18 protein-coding genes are annotated in these 19,801 nt (G+C 43.5%); 1 reads left to right on the top strand and 17 read right to left on the bottom strand.

Annotated features, from left to right (window positions below; all coding sequences use genetic code 11):
• The 11 genes from G573_RS0102935 to pbp2a form a co-directional block, all read right to left on the bottom strand.
• Positions 1 to 1,065: a methionine ABC transporter ATP-binding protein gene (locus G573_RS0102935; RefSeq protein ID WP_027975312.1), complete on the bottom strand. Its 1,065-nt coding sequence runs from the start codon at positions 1,063 to 1,065 to the stop codon at positions 1 to 3.
• Positions 1,058 to 2,431, bottom strand: coding sequence for a M20/M25/M40 family metallo-hydrolase (locus G573_RS0102930; protein ID WP_027975311.1), 1,374 nt, complete (start codon positions 2,429 to 2,431; stop codon positions 1,058 to 1,060). Before G573_RS0102930 ends, G573_RS0102935 begins: the two co-directional genes overlap by 8 nt.
• A 306-nt stretch (positions 2,432 to 2,737) precedes the next feature.
• Positions 2,738 to 3,580 (bottom strand): MetQ/NlpA family ABC transporter substrate-binding protein, encoded by an 843-nt coding sequence (locus tag G573_RS0102925; RefSeq protein ID WP_027975310.1) that lies wholly within the window; start codon positions 3,578 to 3,580, stop codon positions 2,738 to 2,740.
• 183 nt (positions 3,581 to 3,763) lie between these two features.
• Positions 3,764 to 4,576, bottom strand: coding sequence for an amino acid ABC transporter substrate-binding protein (locus G573_RS0102920; protein ID WP_027975309.1), 813 nt, complete (start codon positions 4,574 to 4,576; stop codon positions 3,764 to 3,766).
• A gap of 166 nt (positions 4,577 to 4,742) precedes the next feature.
• On the bottom strand, positions 4,743 to 7,244 hold the full coding sequence (leuS, locus tag G573_RS0102915; RefSeq protein ID WP_027975308.1) for a leucine--tRNA ligase: 2,502 nt from the start codon (positions 7,242 to 7,244) through the stop codon (positions 4,743 to 4,745).
• 94 nt (positions 7,245 to 7,338) lie between these two features.
• The gene (locus tag G573_RS0102910) at positions 7,339 to 7,518 is read right to left on the bottom strand and encodes a ferritin-like domain-containing protein (protein WP_027975307.1); all 180 of its coding nucleotides are present in this window, start codon (positions 7,516 to 7,518) and stop codon (positions 7,339 to 7,341) included.
• Positions 7,519 to 7,579: 61 nt separating this feature from the next.
• A complete protein-coding gene (locus G573_RS0102905; RefSeq protein WP_027975306.1) occupies positions 7,580 to 8,428 on the bottom strand; it encodes a patatin-like phospholipase family protein in 849 nt (282 codons plus the stop codon).
• A gap of 527 nt (positions 8,429 to 8,955) precedes the next feature.
• Positions 8,956 to 9,495, bottom strand: a complete 540-nt coding sequence (gene nusG, locus G573_RS0102900; RefSeq protein WP_027975305.1) for a transcription termination/antitermination protein NusG — start codon at positions 9,493 to 9,495, stop codon at positions 8,956 to 8,958.
• A 210-nt stretch (positions 9,496 to 9,705) separates the two neighbouring features.
• A complete protein-coding gene (gene secE / locus G573_RS0102890) occupies positions 9,706 to 9,882 on the bottom strand; it encodes a preprotein translocase subunit SecE (protein WP_027975304.1) in 177 nt (58 codons plus the stop codon).
• A gap of 10 nt (positions 9,883 to 9,892) precedes the next feature.
• Positions 9,893 to 10,045, bottom strand: a complete 153-nt coding sequence (gene rpmG / locus G573_RS11245; protein WP_003086794.1) for a 50S ribosomal protein L33 — start codon at positions 10,043 to 10,045, stop codon at positions 9,893 to 9,895.
• Between the two features lie 51 nt (positions 10,046 to 10,096).
• Complete coding sequence (gene pbp2a / locus G573_RS0102885) at positions 10,097 to 12,367, bottom strand: penicillin-binding protein PBP2A (protein ID WP_027975303.1); 2,271 nt, start codon at positions 12,365 to 12,367, stop codon at positions 10,097 to 10,099.
• A gap of 43 nt (positions 12,368 to 12,410) precedes the next feature.
• Here pbp2a and G573_RS0102880 point away from each other — a divergent pair, with 43 nt between their 5' ends.
• Complete coding sequence (locus tag G573_RS0102880) at positions 12,411 to 13,277, top strand: RluA family pseudouridine synthase (RefSeq protein WP_027975302.1); 867 nt, start codon at positions 12,411 to 12,413, stop codon at positions 13,275 to 13,277.
• Between the two features lie 93 nt (positions 13,278 to 13,370).
• On the opposite strand, the gene G573_RS0102875 is transcribed toward G573_RS0102880, so the two are convergent.
• From G573_RS0102875 to G573_RS0102850, 6 genes are all read right to left on the bottom strand, one after another.
• Positions 13,371 to 15,074 (bottom strand): zinc ribbon domain-containing protein, encoded by a 1,704-nt coding sequence (locus G573_RS0102875; RefSeq protein WP_027975301.1) that lies wholly within the window; start codon positions 15,072 to 15,074, stop codon positions 13,371 to 13,373.
• 551 nt (positions 15,075 to 15,625) lie between these two features.
• The gene (groL, locus tag G573_RS0102870; RefSeq protein WP_027975300.1) at positions 15,626 to 17,251 is read right to left on the bottom strand and encodes a chaperonin GroEL; all 1,626 of its coding nucleotides are present in this window, start codon (positions 17,249 to 17,251) and stop codon (positions 15,626 to 15,628) included.
• Positions 17,252 to 17,366: 115 nt separating this feature from the next.
• Positions 17,367 to 17,654: a co-chaperone GroES gene (gene groES, locus G573_RS0102865; protein WP_027975299.1), complete on the bottom strand. Its 288-nt coding sequence runs from the start codon at positions 17,652 to 17,654 to the stop codon at positions 17,367 to 17,369.
• 123 nt (positions 17,655 to 17,777) lie between these two features.
• A complete protein-coding gene (locus G573_RS0102860) occupies positions 17,778 to 18,074 on the bottom strand; it encodes a hypothetical protein (protein WP_027975298.1) in 297 nt (98 codons plus the stop codon).
• A gap of 17 nt (positions 18,075 to 18,091) precedes the next feature.
• Positions 18,092 to 18,928, bottom strand: coding sequence for a PTS system mannose/fructose/sorbose family transporter subunit IID (locus G573_RS0102855; protein ID WP_027975297.1), 837 nt, complete (start codon positions 18,926 to 18,928; stop codon positions 18,092 to 18,094).
• A gap of 1 nt (position 18,929) precedes the next feature.
• A complete protein-coding gene (locus G573_RS0102850) occupies positions 18,930 to 19,784 on the bottom strand; it encodes a PTS mannose/fructose/sorbose/N-acetylgalactosamine transporter subunit IIC (protein WP_027975296.1) in 855 nt (284 codons plus the stop codon).
• Positions 19,785 to 19,801: the final 17 nt, after the last annotated feature.

Raw genomic sequence — 19,801 nt, 5'->3', positions numbered from 1 at the left:
TTAAGCTCCCCTCTTTAAAACAGTCACTGCTAAATCTAATGATTTTAAATTATCAAGCGCCTGCTTGATATTAGCCGCATCCCCCTCTAAAATGACAATCATTTCTCCGACAGGTGTGGCTTCTAAAATCTCGATATTGCCGTAAAGAATATTGGCAGTTACCTGATAATGCTTATAAAGATTGTTTAAAATCGGCTCATCTGTGGCTGTACCGGCATATTTCAGCTGCAGTAAGACCGCATCTGCCGGTAAGTTCTGGACAATATCCTGCTGCTTGATCTTAAGCAGGGCTTCTTCAATACCAGTCGCTGTTTCAATAAAGTCCTTGGTCAGCTCTTCTTTAGGATTAGAAAAAATATCCAAGATCGAACCTTCTTCAATCAGCGCTCCAGCCTGCATGACAGCCACACGGTTGCAGATATCCTTGACAATCTGCATTTCATGGGTAATCATGACAATCGTCAGGCCTAATTTTTTGTTTAAATCCTGCAGGAGTGCCAAAATCTGCTTGGTCGTTTTAGGATCCAAGGCAGACGTTGCCTCATCCGAAATTAAAATCTTAGGATCATTAGCCAGCGCACGCGCAATAGCCACACGCTGCTTTTGCCCGCCTGACAGCTGAGCGGGATAATTATCTGCACGGTCAGACAAACCTACTAAGTCCAGCAGTTCTGCGACTTTTTTGTCTTTTTCCGCAGCGCTTAAGTCTGAATGCCGCAAAGCAAAGGCAACATTCTGCCTAGCAGTCTTTTGTGCCATGAGATTGAAATGCTGAAAGATCATGCCAATTTCATGCCGTTTCTGCCGCAGTTCCTGACTGGACAGCTGAATTTTCCCCTTATCAAAGGTGACATCGTCATCAACCGTGACCTTTCCGGCCGTCGGTATCTGCAAAAGATTGATAACACGCACAAGCGTAGACTTACCGGCACCGGAATAGCCGACAATGCCGTAGATATCGCCCTGATTAATGTGCACACTGACATCCTTAACCGCCTCTATCCGGCGTTTCTTTTGATGAAAGGTGATATCAATATGATCGAGTTGTATAATCGCCTTACTCATAACTTCTGATTAGCTCCTTAATTAATTCAATGTGGGTGTAGTAGTCGGCTAAATTAACATTTTCATCGCCGCCATGATCCCGGCTGTTGGGATTGCCGATGCCAAAAGCCAACATAGGAACGCCTAAAGCTTCATAGACTGTGTGCATAGGCCCCGTGCCTGCTGCGGTTGGCAAAACGGAGACCCCCGCTTCATAAAACTGCTTGCTTAATTCTACAATATTCAAAATGGCCGGAGCACTCATATCGCTGCGGTAGGATTCTTCTCCCAAGGTATAGGTTACTTTGACATGTTCAAATCCCAGTTTTCTCAGGTGGCTGTTGATTTTTTCAAAAACATATTGAGGACTGAGCCCAGGTACCAGACGCATTTCCATCTTAGCACTGGCAGCTGCCGGAAGGATAGTCTTCACTCCCTGACCCTGATAGCCCGAGGAAAGCCCTTCTATGGACAGAGCCGGTTCAAAAAAGTAGGTCTTCAAAAAATCCTGACGCTCTTTTTTCAAAGCCGGAAGTTTCAGACCGTAAACTCTGCGCAGCCCCTCACTGTTTTCAAGGGCAAAGCGCTCCACCAAATCCAGCTCGCGCTCATTGGGCTCTAATACCTGATCATAAATACCATCAATCAAAATCCGGCCGTCATCGGCCCGCATGCTGGAAATGGCATTCAGCAGATACCAGGTTGCAGACTCAACAACTGCTCCGTACTTGGAATGAATGTCCACTTCGGCACTGGAAACTGAAAGATTAAAAGTGATAATTCCCTTATTTCCGCCTGTCAGCTCTAACTGTCCAAGGCTGTTTTTAACACCCTGCTCCCAGATTAGGACATCAGCTGGCAGCAGACTGTCCGCATACTTGGACAAATACTTATCAAGGTCTGTAGAGGCTGATTCTTCGGCTCCTTCTACGATAAAGGTAATATTAACAGGAAGATCGCCCACCTCTCGCATATATTTTCGGACAGCTGTCAGGCGAGCCGTGATGTGTCCTTTATCATCATCAACACCGCGGCCGTACATATAACCTTTTCTCACGGTCAGCTTAAATGGATCGTCTGTCCAGACCTGATCATCGTCAGCCGGTACAGTGTCGTAATGATTGTAAAAAATAATCGTCTTGGCCTGCGGGTTGGGACTCTTAAATTTAGCAATGACAAAAGGAGCCGTATAGGTCTCATCAATCGTCACCTCCGCACCAACATTGGCAAAAATTTCTCCCAGATAGCCGGCAACATCCTGAAGACCTGTTTGCTGGGCAAATATCGACTTTTTAGAAATCAAGGTTCGCAAAACTTCAAAATAATGCTGAGCAACTTCATCCTGCCAAAACTTGGCAACTTGTTCTTTTTCACTTGACACTATCATTGTTCTCCTTTATACGACAAGAGGCTGGGACCGCGTCTCAACCTCTCGCTTTTAGTAATCCTGCATTTGAGATGCCTAAGGCAGAGATGGCTTAGGACATTGACCAATCCTGAAAAATTCCTGCATCCGCAGACAAGATACATCCAGCCACAAAAGCTCTTCCATGGCTTTTACACCAATCAGCGGTGCGAAAGCAGAAAGTCAAAAGCAATTTGGCATCTGCTGATTTTTGACCCGCTTTCAAAGCTCCGAAATTTTTAGGAAGCTCTGCTTTATCATCTGTCTGCCTTATCCTTTGGCTGTTACTTACCAGACAGGCTGGTCAACATTTTTTGAAGTCTTTTCGATAACTTTCTTAACAGCATCTGTATGATAGGCCTTAACTAATTTCTTGACAGCAGCTGCCTTGTCTGATTTTTTCCAGCTCTTTTGTGCTGCAATAATATTAATCCATTGCTTAGAACCAGCATTGACTTTTTCTTTATAAAGAGACGTTTTAAAATCAATTTTAGCCGGAACAGCGTAACTGTTATTGACAATCGCAGCATCTACAGAAGTCAGGTTTCTGGCTGTTTGGCTGGCATCAACTTCTTTAATATCAAGATCCTTAGAATTGGACTTGATATCTTTGATGGTTGCCAGCGTATCGCCTGATACATCTAACTTAATAAGACCGGCATCCTGAAGAACATAAAGGGCACGGCTTTCGTTGGTAGGATCGTTAGGAACAGCAATCTGAGCACCGTTTGGCAGCTCTTTGACGCTCTTGTATTTGGCTTTGCCGTTTTCGGTTCCTGAGAAGAGATTAACAGGGCTGATATAAGTTTCAGCAACAACCACCAAATCTCCCTTGTTTTCCTTATTCCAGTCGTTTAAAAAGTTACGGTGCTGAAAGGCATTGATATCAACTTCTCCGTTTTTAAGAGCCTTATTGGGCTGAGAATAGTCCGTAAATTCCTTAAACTTAAGTTTAATATTGTCTTCTTTAAGCAGCTCTTCAATTTTGTCCCAGCGAGCCTTATCAGAATCCGTCATGGTCATCACACCGACAGTCAGGGTATTTTTATCACTTTTTTGGCCGCAGGCTGCAAGGAAAAACACTGCCGCTAAGGCCAAACCTAAAACACTTAATACTTTCTTTATATTCATTATTCATCCACCTTTTCTACTAAAGTATACCTATTTTCTCATAATTGCTTATAGCTATCAAATTGTTATTTCAAAGGTTTTTCTATAGTTTAAAACTATACCCCTGTTTTCATTTCACTTCTGCTGATAAAAAGGAGCTGAACCTTTCCAGCTTAAAATGTGTCTAGTCCGCTCCCTTATAAATTATTTGATATCCTTTTTGTCCGGAAGGTAGCTTCCGCCCAAATATTTTTGAGAAATTTTCTCCAGCGTTCCGTCTTCGTAGAGCTTTTTAATCCGCTTGTTCACAAACTTCTGCAGATCCTCTTGCCCCTGAGCAAAAATGAAGTAAACATACGGTTTTTGGTCTGACGGAAGATCAATGACTTTCAGATTATTGAGACCTTGATCTTTGATGATCGTTTCAGCTGAAATTTTTTCAAAGATCTTGAAATCATATTTACCATCGCTGACATTGCGGATCTGATTGGCAATATCTTCCTTGGTAAAGTTTATTTCAACCTGGTTGGCTTTGCTTTGTTTTTTATTGAATTTTTGCAGCATCGACACCGTTGTGTTCCCCTGAACCACTTGGGTGCTGTGTCCGGCAATGTCATCATAAGACTTAATGTCACTGTCTTTAGGCACAACGAGCACTAAAGGGTTGGCAGCTGTCGGATTGGAATACAGATATTTATTGGCCCGTTCTTTCGTGTAGCTGATATTATTAGCCCCAATTTGATATTTATCACTGTCCAGTCCTGAGAAGATGCTGGTCCATTCGGTCTTTTGATATTTGACCTTGTATTTGTCTGTTCCCTTAAAGACAGCCTTTGCAACTTCAATGTCATAACCTGTCAGTTTGCCGCCTTTTTCATAAGAAAAAGGATTCGTCGTTCCAACAGTTGCCAGCGTTACCGTTTCTTTTGATGATTTCGAACCGGAGCTGCAGGCTGCCAGCAAGAAAAGCGAAGCAGCGGCAAGTGCACCTGCTTTAGCAATAGTTTTCAATTTCATAAGTTTCCTCCAAGAATAATGATTATTTCTATCTTATCACTAATTGAGAACCTTGCCTATTATATTATTTCTATCACGGTGATAAGATATTTCTATCACTGCTCTTTGGCTTTTTTTAACGTTAAAAAACAGATCAGCTTTTATCTGATCTGCCTTGAACTATCTTTTATTTCACAACAATATTAACCAGCTTATTAGGAACTGCAATGATCTTGATGATGTCTTTGCCGGCAATTTCAGCTTGAATCTTATCATTGGCAAGGGCAATCTTTTCCAGCTCCTCACGGCTGGAATCCTTAGGAACAACAGCCTTAGCCCGAACTTTTCCTTTGATTTGAAGAACAATTTCAATGTCATCTTCAACAAGCTTACTTGCATCGTAAGTCGGCCAAGCCACATAGGAAATCGACTCTCCGCTTTGTGTCAGCGTTTGCCAGAGCTCCTCAGCTAAATGCGGAGCAAACGGCGCTAATAATTGGACAAAGCCTTTGGCATAATCAGCAAAGAGTTCCTCTTCTTTATTAGCAGCATTGACAAAAATCATGAGCTGAGAAATAGCCGTGTTAAAGCGCATAGCTTCAAGGTGTTCTGTCACCGTTTTGACCGCTTCATTGTAAACTTTATCTAAATGGCCGTTGTTGTGTCCAACAATATCTTTTGACGTCAGCAGGCGGTAAACACGGTCAAGAAACTTGCGTGACCCTTCAAGACCTTCTTCGCTCCAAGCAATAGAAGCATCCAGCGGCCCCATGAACATCTCATAAACACGCAAGGTATCTGCACCGTACTGTTCAACAACATCATCCGGATTGACAACATTTTTGAGCGATTTAGACATCTTGGCAGGCGCTTGTTCCAGCTCTTCTCCTGTTTCAATATTAAAGAAGGAACCATCACGTTTTTCGACTTTATCGGTGGCTACCAAGGCTCCACGGCGGTCACGGTAGCTTGTTCCCAAAATCATGCCTTGGTTAAAGAGTTTTTGGAAGGGTTCCTTGGTTGGTACAACACCGAGATCATAGAGGAATTTATGCCAGAAACGTGCATACAGCAAGTGAAGCACCGCATGTTCGGCACCGCCGATATAGATGTCAACCGGCAGCCATTGCTTAAGCAGGTCTTCGTCTGCCAACTTTTGATCATTGTGCGGATCAACATAACGCAGGAAATACCAGCTTGAACCGGCCCACTGCGGCATGGTGTTGGTTTCACGGCGGCCTTTAACACCGTCTTCGCGTGTTACTTGCAGCCAATCAGTCAAATTAGCCAGCGGCGACTCACCTGTTCCAGAAGGGCGGATGTCTTTGGTTACCGGAAGAACGAGCGGCAATTCACTTTCAGGAACTGCAGTTGAGGTGCCGTCTTCCCAATGGATAATCGGAATTGGTTCACCCCAATAGCGCTGACGGCTAAAGAGCCAATCGCGCAGACGGTAAGTCACTTTCTTATTTCCAACACCTTTTTCTTCCAGCCAAGCGACCATCTGATCAATAGCGGCAGCCTTATCAAGACCATCTAAAAATTCGGAATTGATGTGAGGACCGTCTTCGGTGAAAGCAGCTTCTGCGACATTGCCTCCTTCAAGAACCGGAATAATCTCAAGATCAAACTGTTTGGCAAACTCCCAGTCACGCTCATCGTGGGCCGGAACGGCCATGATGGCACCGGTACCGTAGCTTGCAAGTACATAGTCAGCAATCCAAATAGGAATTTCCTTACCGTTGACAGGATTGATAGCGTAAGCTCCCGTCCAGACACCGGTCTTTTCCTTTGCTAGGTCTGTACGTGCAAGATCAGACTTGAGGCTGGCCTGATGTTTATAATCAGCAACAGCCTCTGCCTGAGCCTCACTTGTAATCGCATCAACCAGCTCATGTTCAGGCGCCAAAACGGCATAGGTTGCCCCAAACAGCGTATCAGGACGCGTCGTAAACACAGTAAAGTCCTTGTCTGTGTCCTTAATCTTAAAGGTCACATTGGCACCAATTGACTTGCCGATCCAGTTGCGCTGCATATCCTTGATAGACTCAGGCCAGTCAAGGTCTTCCAAGTCTTCCAGCAAACGTTCTGCATAGGCTGTGATTTTGAGCATCCATTGGCGCATAGGTTTGCGGACAACAGGATAGCCGCCGCGTTCTGAGGTGCCATCAGGCAGGACTTCTTCGTTGGCAATGGCTGTGCCTAATTCTTCAACCCAGTTGACAGGGACTTCAGCTTCATAGGCCAAGCCTTTTTCATACAATTTAGTGAAAATCCACTGGGTCCACTTGTAATAGTTAGGATCAGTGGTATTAATTTCACGATCCCAGTCATAAGAGAAACCAAGTGAATTGATCTGCCGTTTAAAGGTTTCAATATTTTTAGCGGTAAATTCAGCAGGATCATGGCCCGTATCCATGGCATACTGCTCAGCCGGCAGACCAAAAGCATCCCAGCCCATTGGGTGCAAAACATTGTAGCCCTGAGCACGTTTGAAGCGGCTGAGAATATCCGTTGCCGTGTAACCTTCCGGGTGCCCTACATGGAGCCCTGCTCCGGATGGATAAGGGAACATGTCCAGCGCATAAAATTTAGGTTTTGAAGCATCCGTTCCGGTTTTGAAAGTCTTATTTTCAGCCCAGAAGGTCTGCCATTTCTTTTCAATTGCTTTGTGATTATAGTAAACCATAATATTCTCCAAAAAATATAGTCTTCATTATTATAGCACGAAATGACTAAAGAAAAAAGGCGAAAAAAGAGTTCCTTCTCCGCCTTTTCGGTTGTTACCGCGCTGTCTCAGCAAGCAGCTGCGAGCCGCCCAGATCCAAGATACGGTTAATGAATTGATTCATAAAATCGCGTTCTTCTTTGGCGTGGCCGTCATATTTTGTTTCCAGTTTGCTAAAACCGAGCGCTCCAAAAATTCTGGCTTGCATCTGATGGTGGGTTGCCTGCGTCTTCATTTAGACATCCCCTGATGTGATACAGTCAATAAATATGAATACATACAATCAAAAGTTACAGTCATTTCTGCTTCGCTAAATAGCTCTGCAACTGGTCCATAGCAGCTTGAGTGTCCGCCAATCCTAATTGGTATATCTCATCAAATTTATCAGGATTTTTCTCCAAACGGCCGATTTCAACCGTGCGGCTGGGCCGAAGGGCAAAGAGTTCCCCGTCTTTTTCCAGGTCAATGATATGTTCAACTGTCGCGTTGTAGAGCTCAGGGCGCTTTACAGCCACCTTAACAAAATCAGGGTATTTGCGATAGAGCAACTTATAGAGCCGGCCGCTGGACGGCTTTTTGCGGTAATCAATCGGGCGCGTTAAAACCACAATCAGCTTATCAAAACCTAAACTTCTGGCAAAATCAACCGGGATAGAATCAGACAGCCCGCCGTCCAGATACTTCTTGCCGTTCCATTTGACAATTTTAGAAGCTAACGGCAAGGCAGAGCTGGCTCTCAGAGCCTCCATTTGTTCAAAAACATTATCAATCTTAATATAGTCGGGCTTGCCGGTTTCGATATTTGTCGCCACTGCATAAAAAGGAATGTCCGCTTTTTCAAAGGCTTTTTCATCGAAAACGTCCAGCTCCATGGGAATTTTATAATAGGTAAAATCCTTATTGACCACATTGCCGGTTGTCAGCCAGGAGCGCAGGCCCATATAATTAGGATAAGAGATGTATTTTTTGTTATATCGCAGAGCACGGCCGCGCTGTCCTGATACATAATTAACCCCAAAAAGTGCACCTGCAGATACCGATACAATACCGTCAACCTTAATCTTTGCATCTAAAAAGGCATCCAGCACACCAGCCGTATACAGACCGCGCATGCCGCCGCCTTCCAAAACCAAACCAACAGACATCTAATCCCTTCTTTCACGAATCAATGTCTTTATTATAACAAAAGATTTCGGAAAATGCGGGGAAATAGAACGGCTTCGTGCCAGCTCCATAAACTCATCAGCTAACAAAAACATGGAGGCAATCGATTTTTATTTATTGAAAGGATGAAACCAAAACAGGACAATGGACTAATTTTTTCTGGAGTGCTTGCTGGCTCTTAATATGAAAAGAAGCTGAAACAAATGTTTCAGCTTCAGGTTGTAGACAATGTCTTTTTCGAGACTTTCCGCCGTGATAAAAGTGCCTGAAACCTCAGTGTTTCAGGCACTCGGAAGATTTGAGACCTTAGGCTCAAATCTTAGGTATGGAATTCCAACGGAAGTCGCTACCGTCCGTTATCACCTAAGGAAAGTCTCGGTCATGGCTCGCTTCGCTCGCAAATAAGTACCATTCAAATTGACATTTGCAGAGCTGCAAAAACATATATGTATAAAAAATAAGTTTATTTTCAAGTTGAGCTGAAACAAACGTCCCAGCTTCATTTTGCTTACAGTTCTGCAATCTGATACAATTCCAGCTCTGCCTGTGTTTCTGAACCAAACATGTTAATCATGATTTTAACCTTGTTGTTTTCAATTTCAACAACACGGCCTTCCTGCCCCATAAAGGCACCGTCAATGATTTGAACCACATCGCCTTCTTTGATATTGGTATCAATCACATCCACGGTTTGTCCCATAGACAGCAAGATTGAACGGATTTCTTCTTCAAGCAGCGGTGTCGGTTTAGAACGGTTACCGTGCGAGCCCACAAAACCGGTAACATTTGGCGTATTACGCACCACAAACCAAGCCTCATCTGTCATAACCATTTCAACCAGAACATAGCCCGGAAAACGGTTTTCTTCGATTTCTTTAGTTTTCCCGTTTTTTTCAACATTGACCGTCTGTGTAGGAATTTCCACGCGCAGGATATTATCCAGCATGTTGTAGGTCTGTGCCCGCTGCAGGAGATTTTCTTTAACCTTATTTTCATAACCTGAATAAGTCTGCAGAACAAACCAGCCCTTATCAAATGAATCTAACATAATTTTTCCTCCATTATAAAAAAGCCTATGCGGCTTTTGGAACTTTTGCTATATTATACCACAAAAGTCTCAAAAACGATAGGCTTTTTTGCATTCCCGACCATAAAAACGGGACACCGTCAAGCAGTCCCGCTCCTTGCAAACTAAGCAGAAATCTAATAGTTAACTGAACCATCAGACATTCTGTTTAAAAGATTTCCTGCCAGGTGGTTAAAAGCGACTCAGCAGATCAGTTAAGCCTAAGTTTAACAGTTTGTCAAACAGAAAAATAACCAGAGCAAAAAATGCTGAGTACTCAAGAATCGAAATAAAATCATGCCAAGACTGCTTGCGTGTCGGCCAAGTTGTATTTTTTAGAACGGAAAATACGCCTCCGATAAATTTCATGGTTTCTCTCCTAACGTGTTTCTTTGTGTAGTGTGTATTTCTTACAATGTTTACAAAATTTATTAACTTCCAGCCGGTTAGGTTTGGGATTGCTGCTCACTCCGATCGAATAGTTGCGCGAGCCGCATTCCACACAGGCTAGACTTGCTTTTTTCTGTGCCATAATGCCTCCATAGCCTTCTTATTTTAACACGGTTCTATTATTCTTGCAAGTTTACTCAAAATAATTTACCACCCTGTCCCAAAGGTTTTTAGCCTTGTCAACCAGATTGGCATCATCTACTTGCTTCTTGATTGAATCTGTGGCATTTTGCGCTTTCTCCCGGATGCTGTCAATAATATCCTGTGAGTCTGTATTCGTTTGGTCAGAAGCATCATCTGGATCATAAGTTGACTTAATACCGTCTTGGAAGTAAGCATTTTTAACCTTGAATTCTGTTCCCTTCGTATAAGGAAGAATGTAACTTGCCTGTGTACTAAAGATATTGGAGGCCGTTCCTGAACTTGAGTCACTCAGATAGTGTTTTTCATCAGTCTGATTAAAGCCCAGCCACTGACTGATGACAACATCAGGCGTATAGCCGATAACCCACTGATCACTGGCAAGATTGGCGTCGAAATTGGTTTCTGTTGTTCCTGTCTTACCAGCTAAGGTATAGCCATAAACATTGGCATTCACTCCGGTACCGTTTGAAAAGGTTCCAAGCATCATGCTGGTCATCTTATCTGCCACAGATTTGCTGAGGACGCGTTTATCATTAGGTGTAAATTTCTTCAGGATTTCACCGCTGGCCGTTTCAATGCGGGTAATCAGATGGGCTGTCGGCATAACTCCGCCGTTGGCAAAAGCCGAATAAGCCTGAGCCATCTCCAGCGGATTGGTTGTAACACTGCCGCCTAAAGCAACGCCTAATTCTCTTTTAGCATCATCCATATTTAAACCAAACTTCTTGCCGTAAGAGAAAGCTTTGTTAATACCTAATTTATCAAGCGTATAGACCGCAGGGATATTATAAGAATTAGCCAGAGCTTGATACATGGGAACATCTTCTGTTTCAATATTGCCGTAGTTATTCGGCTTATAGCCGTCAAAATCCCTAGCCCTGTTCGGCAGGAGCTTATCCATGGACCAGCCTGAAGCAATGGCCGGAGCATAAACCGTCAAAGGCTTAATCGTTGAACCCGGACTTCTGCTGGATTGTGTGGCATAGTTATAGCTTCTAAAGGTCACATCTTTGGTACTGTTAACCCGGCCGACCAGGCCTCTGACGCCGCCGGTTTTAGGATCAAGAGCCACACTGGCAGCCTGAGCGCTGCTGTTATCATAGGGCGAAACAGGAAAGAGACTGTCTTCATCAAAAGTCTGCTGCATACCGGTCTGGTAATTCTGATCCAGTTCCGTATAAATTTTGTAGCCGTTATTGACAATATCTTTTTCACTGATGCCATAAACAGAGCTGGCTTCACTGATAACAGCATCAAAATAAGACGGGTACTCATAGTCATCTGTTTTAGCTACATAGGTATCACTCAAGCGGTTGCCCATACCGACACTTTGCGCTTCGTCTGCTTGATTTTGAGAAATCTTTCCGGCAGCTACCATATTTTGTAAGACGGTATCGCGCCGGTTGGTCGCATTTTCAACCGAATAAAGCGGGTTATAAATACCAGGTCCCTTAAGCATTCCTGCCAGAGTCGCCGCCTCATCCAGCGTCAGCTGAGCAGCTGTTGTCCCAAAATACTTCTGGCTGGCATCTTCAACACCCCAGACCCCGTTGCCGAAATAAGCATTATTGAGATACATGGTCAGAATTTCTTTTTTACTGTATTTTTTAGTCAGTTCCAAGGCCAGGAAAAACTCCCGTGCTTTTCGTTTAACCGTTTGTTCCTGAGTCAAAAAGGCATTTTTAGCTAACTGCTGAGTGATAGTGGATCCGCCTCCGGAATATCCTAAAGTGACAACAGCCAAAAGCATCCGCTTGTAATTAATACCGCTGTTTTCATAAAAACTTCTGTCCTCGGTTGCAATCACTGCATTTTCCAAATCATCAGAAATAGCATCCAGCTCGACATAGGTACCCTTTTGACCGTAAAGAGAGCCGGCCTGCTTTTCATTTTTGTCATAAATGACTGTCGTTGCTTTCAAGGCCTGCTGCAAGTTAGAAACATTGGTCGTTTTGGCCAGATAAAACAGATAAGACCCCGTCAATAGAACAAAAGTTCCCAGCGCTATCAGCAGAATTTTTCCGACGTGATAACGCCGCCAGTACCTGCGTATCAGTCCGTTTTTAGCCAGACCAATCTTGCTTAGAAAAACATTGAATTTGCCGCTATCCGCCTTTTGGCCATAGCTGCGGTGGTAGCCGCTGTCAGCGTCTTCCTGCTCTTCTTTTGCCCGGGCTGCCGCTTCTTCTTTGCGGCGCTCCTGTTCAGCCTGATATTGTTTGGGAAAAAATTTCTTTTTTAACAATTCTAATATACTCATGCACCTATTATATCAATTTTGACGAAAATGATATAATAAAATCATGACTTTTACCGTAAAAATTACCAATCCCTACCCCAAGGGGTCCGTTAAAGAGCTTTTGGAAAAGCGTTTGCTGATTCCAAGGAAAATCAGACATTTTCTAAGAACCAAGAAGCATGTTTTCATCAATGGCGAAATGATCAATTGGCAAAGCCCTGTTAACACAGGAGACCTGATTGAGTTAATCTTTGATGACAGTGACTATCCGACTAAAACGATTCCCATGGGAAATAAGGATTTGGCAGACTGCCTTTATGAAGATGAGCACCTGATTATCGTCAATAAGCCCGAAGGCATGAAAGTGCACGGCAATGAACCTAAGGAAATTGCTCTTTTAAATCATGTGTCCAGCTACACAGGACAGACCTGCTATGTAGTCCACAGACTGGATATGGAGACCAGCGGAGCTGTCCTGTTCGCTAAGAATCCTTTTATCCTGCCCATCGTCAACCGTTTGTTGGAAAACAAACACATTCAGCGTGAATACTTAGCTCTGACAGCCGGTCAATTCCCCGAAAAAAGCCTTGTTTTTAAAGAACGAATCGGGCGTGACCGCCATGACCGGCGTAAGCGGGTAGTTGATCAAAAACACGGTCAGACGGCCATCACTCAGGTTTCGCTTGTAAGACATTGTGCTAATCACACCAGCCTGGTCAAATGCCGCCTCCAAACAGGCCGTACCCACCAGATCCGTGTTCATCTGGCCTATCACGGCTACCCTCTCATAGGAGATCCTCTTTACAATCAGCACACTGCAGGCAGGCTCATGCTGCACGCTTATCAATTAAGTTTCACACATCCTCTAACCCTCAAGAAAATTAAAGTCCAAGCACGGTCAGACAGTTTTGAAAAAGAGCTTCCAAAATAATTATTTTGGAAGCTCTTTTTTACTTTTGACTGAGCATAGAAGCTAAACCGACCGTGCTTTGCCAATACAGCTAAATTCAGAAACGTCTAGTTTCTATTTTTTAGTTAAGCTGATACCCGTTTTAGGAGCGCCGCTGGTATCATCGCTTTCCCAATAAACGGTGGTAATGCTTGTGCCGTTGATTTTAACGCCATAGGTATAGTGATCATTGGCACCGATGTCATCTAAAACAGTAAAGGCTGCTTTGTCGCCGGATTGATAGTAATAGCGATAAGTACCATCTGATGTTTCATCAGTTTTTTCAACTTTGGCTGTTTTGGTCGTATCTTCTTTCTTATCGTCCTTATAGTCAGTCTTTTTCGTCACAGTTCCGTCTTCCGAGAAGGTCATGGTTACTGTCTTATCATCTTCCTTAGTCTCCCAAGTTCCAATCAGTTCCTCCGGCAGAGGTGTCGGACTTTTCACCTGATTATCCTCAGCGACCATTGTTGGGCCGCTGATAGATTTAATAACAGTGTAACCCTTTGCTGTTTTTTTAACGCTAATCTGACCGGTAAGACTTTGAAGCAGGTGGCCTGAGGTTTTCTTTTCTGGATCTGTTGCTTCATCATAGTAATAATCATAGGTAGCTGCATAAGACAAACTGTAAGTTTTAACGCCCGTTTGATGCAAGTCGCTCAGCGTCACAGAGGTAATGGCAAAGCTGGACGGTTTTCGGCTGTCTGTTACCATCTTTTGCTTGATGCTGCCTTTCAAAGCCCCGTAAAAATGATTTTCTGTGCCCTTTTCAAAAACAGTGTTTAAATCCACAGGATCCTGACCGCTAGTGGCATAGACAGAAAATTTTTCAAACGCAGACTTAAGCAAATTCTGAGCAGTTGCATTGTCCAGCTGATCAGGAACATCCAGCTGAATGGTACTGCCGTCTGCAATATCAAGGAGCGACTGCTTCTTAGATTTTATTTCCCCGTCCGAAAAGGTCTTTTTAACATAGACAGGCTTGGTTCCCATGACAGGATAGTCACTGACCGCATATTCTCCATTGGAAAGAGAAGAGACCTTCTTTTTGCCGAAATAGAGGTCGCCGTTTGCCAGATTACTTTTGACCGTGAAATTCTTAAAGGCCAAAGTCATATCAATTGTCTTATGCTTGCCATCATAATCTTTGCTGAATTCAACTTCTTTGCCATTATGCAATCCATTAAGAGTAAAGCGATAATCCCCTACCGGCAAATGGTCAAGCGCCAGATGGTACTGTTCAGAATTGCTGGTTGCAACCTTTTTATCATTCAAAAGAACATCCAAATCTGAAACATTTGTTTTCAGCTTGAGCTTGAGCGGCTTCATTGCCAGCCGATAGTCTGGAAAAAAGAAGAAGCGGCGCCCAATACGCTTGAGATAAACAGTATCGGAATTATCCGCCATCAACAGTTTGCTGCGCAGGCTGCGTTGGGAAGCTTTTGTTTTCAGGCGCGCAAACTTGGTATACTGAGCTTCATCATTAGTAATCAGCTCATTGGTATCATCCCAAACCATATATTCCTTGATATTTTCAAAGGTATTGCCCGAAGCACTCCGAGCCCTGATATAACGATCCAACGTAGCTGTTTTGGAATAATGAAGACTTCCCCATAAACCAAAGATAACTAAAAGAACCCCAATAATCACGAGAGTGGTGCGGATGGGCTTTCTTTGGAGCAGTTTTTTGACTGCTTTTTTCATTCTTGCAAAAAGCGGCCCCAGCAGCTCTTTTACCTGTTGAAAGAAGCGCTGCCATTCTTTCTTTAATTTCTCCATCTTATACTCCTCATAAAAAGTACTGACCGGCTAATCCGACAATTAAGCTTCTAAACACTCTTTTACAGTGTTCAAAAGAGCCGCAGATAAACCAACTGCAGTCTTCAAACAGACATCAAGACAAGAGCTGCCCTTTTATTCTGTTCTCGCATTATACTTTTTTTCTTTTTTTAAATTATAACAAAATGATAACAAAACAATCAAAATCAACTGTTTTTTTGGACAAATCTCCTACTTTTTCCTGATTTAAGGCTGATTGGCAATTGGACAAATTCCTCATTTTACTTACTGTGTCAGTTTGCAGCAAAAAAACCAAAGCCGCAAAATCATCTGTTTTACCGCTTCTTACTTACCCCTTTTAACCAAGGACACATTAAAAGGGAGTGGGAAAGAAACCAAAAATTGAAAATTTTGGTTCTCACCACTCCCTAGTTTCAAGGTGGTGACCTGAAACGGTCTCTCCCCAGACCGTTTCACTCCCACCCCTGCGTCAAGAGCTTATTCCAAAACAGGAATACTGGACGAGTTTTACCCAGCCTCTTTTGCATCTATTACATCATGCCGCCCATCATGCCTGGATCCATGGCTGGAGCTGCAGGTGCTTCTGGTGCCGGATGATCAGCAACAACTGCTTCTGTTGTCAAAATAAGGCTTGCTACAGAAGCGGCATTTTGCAGAGCTGAACGTGTCACCTTCACAGGGTCAATGATACCTTCTTTAATCATATCAACCCACTCGCCGTTAGCGGCATTAAAGCCTGTTCCTACAGGGCTGTTCTTCAATTTGTCAATAACAACTGAACCTTCGTAACCGGCATTTTTAGCAATTTGGCGAACAGGTTCTTCCAAGGCACGCAGGACAATGTTGCGGCCTGTGGCAGCATCATCTTCCAAATCAAGAGCAGCAACTTTTTCAATCACATTGATTAGGGCTGTACCGCCTCCGGACACAATGCCTTCTTCAACAGCAGCGCGTGTTGCATTCAGAGCGTCTTCAATACGAAGTTTCATCTCTTTTAATTCTGTTTCAGTAGCTGCGCCGACTTTAATGACAGCGACACCGCCTGATAATTTAGCTAAACGCTCTTGCAGTTTTTCACGGTCAAAATCTGACGTTGTTGTTTCAATTTGCGATTTGATCAGCGCAACACGGTTTTCAATAGCTTCTTTGCTGCCAGAACCCTCAACAATAACTGTTGAATCCTTGTCAACCGTTATGCGGGCTGCTTGACCGAGAGCATCCATTGTAGCATTTTTAAGCTCGAGGCCGAGATCTTCAGTGATCACTGTTCCGCCTGTCAGAATAGCGATATCTTCCAGCATAGCCTTACGGCGGTCACCGAATCCCGGAGCTTTGACAGCCACAACATTAAATGTACCGCGAATCTTATTCAGAACCAAGGTTGGAAGAGCTTCCCCATCCACATCATCAGCAATAATCAAAAGCGGACGGTTGGTTTTAAGCACTTCTTCAAGCAATGGCAGGATATCTTGAATGTTTGAAATTTTCTTATCGGTAATTAAAATATAAGGATTTTCCAGATCGGCAACCATCTTTTCATTATCAGTTACCATGTATTGAGACAGGTAGCCGCGGTCAAACTGCATACCTTCAACAACTTCAAGCTCTGTTTCCATACCGCGTGACTCTTCAATGGTGATAACACCGTCGTTGCCAACTTTTTCCATGGCTTCAGAGATATATTCCCCAACTTTTTCAGAGCGTGATGATACAGCTGCAACCTGAGCAATAGCGTCCTTGCCGGAAACAGGCTGAGCGATAGCTTGTAAGCCTTCAACCGCTGTTGCAACCGCAGTTTCAATTCCGCGGCGGATACCGATTGGATTGGCACCGGCAGTGACGTTTTTAAGACCTTCGCGAACAATCGCCTGTGTCAAAACAGTTGCCGTTGTCGTACCGTCACCGGCAATATCATTGGTTTTTGAAGCAACTTCTGAAACCAGCTTAGCTCCCATATTTTCAAAATGGTCTTCTAATTCGATTTCTTTAGCAATGGTTACCCCATCGTTGGTAATCAAAGGAGAGCCAAATGACTTTTCAAGAACTACATTGCGTCCTTTAGGGCCAAGCGTTACCTTAACGGTATCTGCCAAAGTATCTACACCGCGTACCATTGCGGAACGGGCATCTGCTGAAAATTTAATATCTTTTGCCATAATCTAATCCTCTTTATCTAAATCTAATAGTCTGTCTTTCTCATAAGGCGCTTTTACCGCCAAAACGTTAAAACGCCATCATCAAGCATCTAAGTATATGTTACAGTCTTTCTGATTAGTCCTGAACGACAGCCAAAACATCTGCTTCACGAATAATCAGATAATCCTTGTCATCGTCTTTAACAGGTGTTCCCACATGATTTTCAAGCAGGACAGTGTCACCCTGAGCTATGCTTGGAGCAACTAAGTCACCGCTCAATGTACGAATGCCTTCGCCAACAGCCACTACCTTTGCCTTTTGTGTTTTATCCTGACCAGCTCCGGCAAGAACAAAACCGCCGACTGTTTTTTCTTCTTCTTTCATTAGTTGTACGACCACTCGGTCTCCTAAGGGTTTTAACATAACATACCTCCATAGAATTTTTTAGCACTCTAATTCATCGAGTGCTAATTACAATTATTATTGTATCACTTGGTCAGAAATAGTCAAGAAAAAAACTCTACCTTTCGGTAAAGTTTTTTTAGCTTATTTAGACTCAGAAAGTTTCAGCTTTTCTTCAAAATCATCAACAACCTTCTGAACATTGATCCGCCCCTTATAGATACCATAACCAAAAATCAACATGGCTAAGATACCCAAAACTGTCAGCACAATGCCGATAATAAGCCCGATCAGATTAGCTGAAAAGGAATAAATCAAAACGACTCCGATACTGGCAATGATAAACATAAGCGTAAACCAACGTCCCAGATTTTCAATCATATGCTTTTGATAAGCTATTTCTTTTTCATAGCCTTTGATAAATTCTTCTTTTGTCAGCATAATCTCTCCTTTTTAACTTAGTATTTCAATCCTGGATCGAAGAATCCTGTCAAGACACCGACAAGAGCAACGACAACCAACAGCAGCATTACTTTGATTGGTGACATATTCTTCTTGGCCATCAGCCACCAGCAAAATACAGTGACTAAAGCTGTCAGCAATCCCGGATAAACACCGTCCAATTGATCTTGAAGTACCAAGAAAGCTTTGCCGGAAGAATTTTTCAATTCAAAGGCAGTCTTAATCGGTACCCAAGTTGCTGCTACCGCACCGACAACCATACCGCCGACGATAGCTACGGCTTTACGGATAGCTTGCCCTTGAGGGCCAACCAGCACTTCAACCGCCTTATCTCCCAATTCATAACCTTTAAAGTAAGCAAAACGCATACCAAAGTAAGCCAGAAGGTTCCAAACGATAATATAAAAGATTGCGCCGACTGGTGAACCGCCCGTTGACAAACCAAGAGCAATCCCCAAGATAATTGGAATCAGGGTACCAACCACCAGTGAGTCACCGATACCGGCAACCGGTCCCATCAGACCGGCACGCAGACCGTTGATTGTTTCATCATCGACACCGTCGGCACCGTTAGCACGCGCTTCTTCAAGACCTGCAGTAACACCGACAATAAGGGAACCTAATTGCGGTTCAGTGTTAAAGAAGGCTGTATAGGTTTGCATGGAGCGAGCCTTGTCATCTTCATTGTCATAAAGTTCTTCAACGATTGGCAGCATAGAAGTCAGGTAACCAAAAGTCTGCATGTGCTCTTGTGAGAAGCAGGTCAGGTTACCATAGTACCAATGATGGAAGGACTTAGTTAGGGTTTTCTTTGAAATTTTCTTTTGAGCCATCTTAGATATCCTCCTCATCGTCATCAAAGTCTAAGCCATCTGCACCAGCCACAGCTGTAGCCTTAGCATTTTTAGCCATTTCCAATTCATAGAACAATACAGCAAAAATCAAGGAAATGACTGCACATGATACCAGGTTCAGTCCCAGTGAAGCTGCCAAGGTAAATCCAACAAAGAATGGGACAAAGTCAACAGCTTTTTCAACAATTTGTTTCAAGAGAATGGCAATCCCTACACATGGAAGAAGAGAACCAACCGTAAAGAGGGTCTTCATTGGAATACCGTCCATTGGAAGAGCTTCTTTCAAAGCTGTAACAGCGTCTGCTCCCAGTTTACACATAATCAAAGTTGGAATAAATGAGAAGACAATATGAGAAACCCAAGGGAATCCCCAGTCTACTGCGTACAGTTTTTTATAATCTCTCTTTTCAACAGCTCTCCAGCCGATATGCTGCCAAACCAAGTTCATAGTAGCTGTTCCGTAGAAAAGCACGGTACCGATAGTTCCTACCAAGGTACCCATTGATTTTGCAAGGTTAGCTGCATCGGCTGAATCAGCTGAGAGCCCTTGTGAGTGAATAGCAACCATTGCTAAAGGAATACCGATATAAGATACAGCACGGACATCGGCTGATACAGTACCGCCGGGTGTTACCAGAGCAATGTAAACCAGCTGCATAGCAACCCCGCAAACAATACCTGTCTTAACATCTCCAAGAACCAAGCCGCAGACCAAACCGCCGACTAAGGGACGGCCTAAAGTATAGTTACCAATGGTCGTACCACCCAGACCGGGCATTGAAGACAAACAGGCAAACAGGCCAAGAATGGCTGCTTGTAACCAAGAAATTGTCATAATATTTCTCCTTTATT

Origin of the sequence: Streptococcus devriesei DSM 19639, from assembly GCF_000423725.1 — a bacterium.
In the GTDB taxonomy this organism is placed as follows: Bacteria; Bacillota; Bacilli; order Lactobacillales; family Streptococcaceae; genus Streptococcus; species Streptococcus devriesei.
Note: the sequence above shows the minus strand (reverse complement) of the source record. Positions and strands in the feature narration are given on the sequence as shown.

Excerpts from the sequence above, each read along its gene's own strand:
- G573_RS0102925 (WP_027975310.1), bottom strand. The coding sequence starts at position 3,580 with ATGAATATAAAGAAAGTATTAAGTGTTTTAGGTTTGGCCTTAGCGGCA.
- groL (WP_027975300.1), bottom strand. The coding sequence starts at position 17,251 with ATGGCAAAAGATATTAAATTTTCAGCAGATGCCCGTTCCGCAATGGTA.
- pbp2a (WP_027975303.1), bottom strand. The coding sequence starts at position 12,367 with ATGAGTATATTAGAATTGTTAAAAAAGAAATTTTTTCCCAAACAATAT.
- nusG (WP_027975305.1), bottom strand. The coding sequence starts at position 9,495 with ATGTTAGATTCATTTGATAAGGGCTGGTTTGTTCTGCAGACTTATTCA.
- G573_RS0102855 (WP_027975297.1), bottom strand. The coding sequence starts at position 18,928 with ATGGCTCAAAAGAAAATTTCAAAGAAAACCCTAACTAAGTCCTTCCAT.
- rpmG (WP_003086794.1), bottom strand. The coding sequence starts at position 10,045 with ATGGCACAGAAAAAAGCAAGTCTAGCCTGTGTGGAATGCGGCTCGCGC.
- G573_RS0102850 (WP_027975296.1), bottom strand. The coding sequence starts at position 19,784 with ATGACAATTTCTTGGTTACAAGCAGCCATTCTTGGCCTGTTTGCCTGT.
- G573_RS0102860 (WP_027975298.1), bottom strand. The coding sequence starts at position 18,074 with ATGCTGACAAAAGAAGAATTTATCAAAGGCTATGAAAAAGAAATAGCT.
- leuS (WP_027975308.1), bottom strand. The coding sequence starts at position 7,244 with ATGGTTTACTATAATCACAAAGCAATTGAAAAGAAATGGCAGACCTTC.
- G573_RS0102880 (WP_027975302.1), top strand. The coding sequence starts at position 12,411 with ATGACTTTTACCGTAAAAATTACCAATCCCTACCCCAAGGGGTCCGTT.
- G573_RS0102905 (WP_027975306.1), bottom strand. The coding sequence starts at position 8,428 with ATGTCTGTTGGTTTGGTTTTGGAAGGCGGCGGCATGCGCGGTCTGTAT.
- G573_RS0102930 (WP_027975311.1), bottom strand. The coding sequence starts at position 2,431 with ATGATAGTGTCAAGTGAAAAAGAACAAGTTGCCAAGTTTTGGCAGGAT.
- G573_RS0102920 (WP_027975309.1), bottom strand. The coding sequence starts at position 4,576 with ATGAAATTGAAAACTATTGCTAAAGCAGGTGCACTTGCCGCTGCTTCG.
- secE (WP_027975304.1), bottom strand. The coding sequence starts at position 9,882 with ATGAAATTTATCGGAGGCGTATTTTCCGTTCTAAAAAATACAACTTGG.
- G573_RS0102935 (WP_027975312.1), bottom strand. The coding sequence starts at position 1,065 with ATGAGTAAGGCGATTATACAACTCGATCATATTGATATCACCTTTCAT.
- G573_RS0102910 (WP_027975307.1), bottom strand. The coding sequence starts at position 7,518 with ATGAAGACGCAGGCAACCCACCATCAGATGCAAGCCAGAATTTTTGGA.
- groES (WP_027975299.1), bottom strand. The coding sequence starts at position 17,654 with ATGTTAAAACCCTTAGGAGACCGAGTGGTCGTACAACTAATGAAAGAA.
- G573_RS0102875 (WP_027975301.1), bottom strand. The coding sequence starts at position 15,074 with ATGGAGAAATTAAAGAAAGAATGGCAGCGCTTCTTTCAACAGGTAAAA.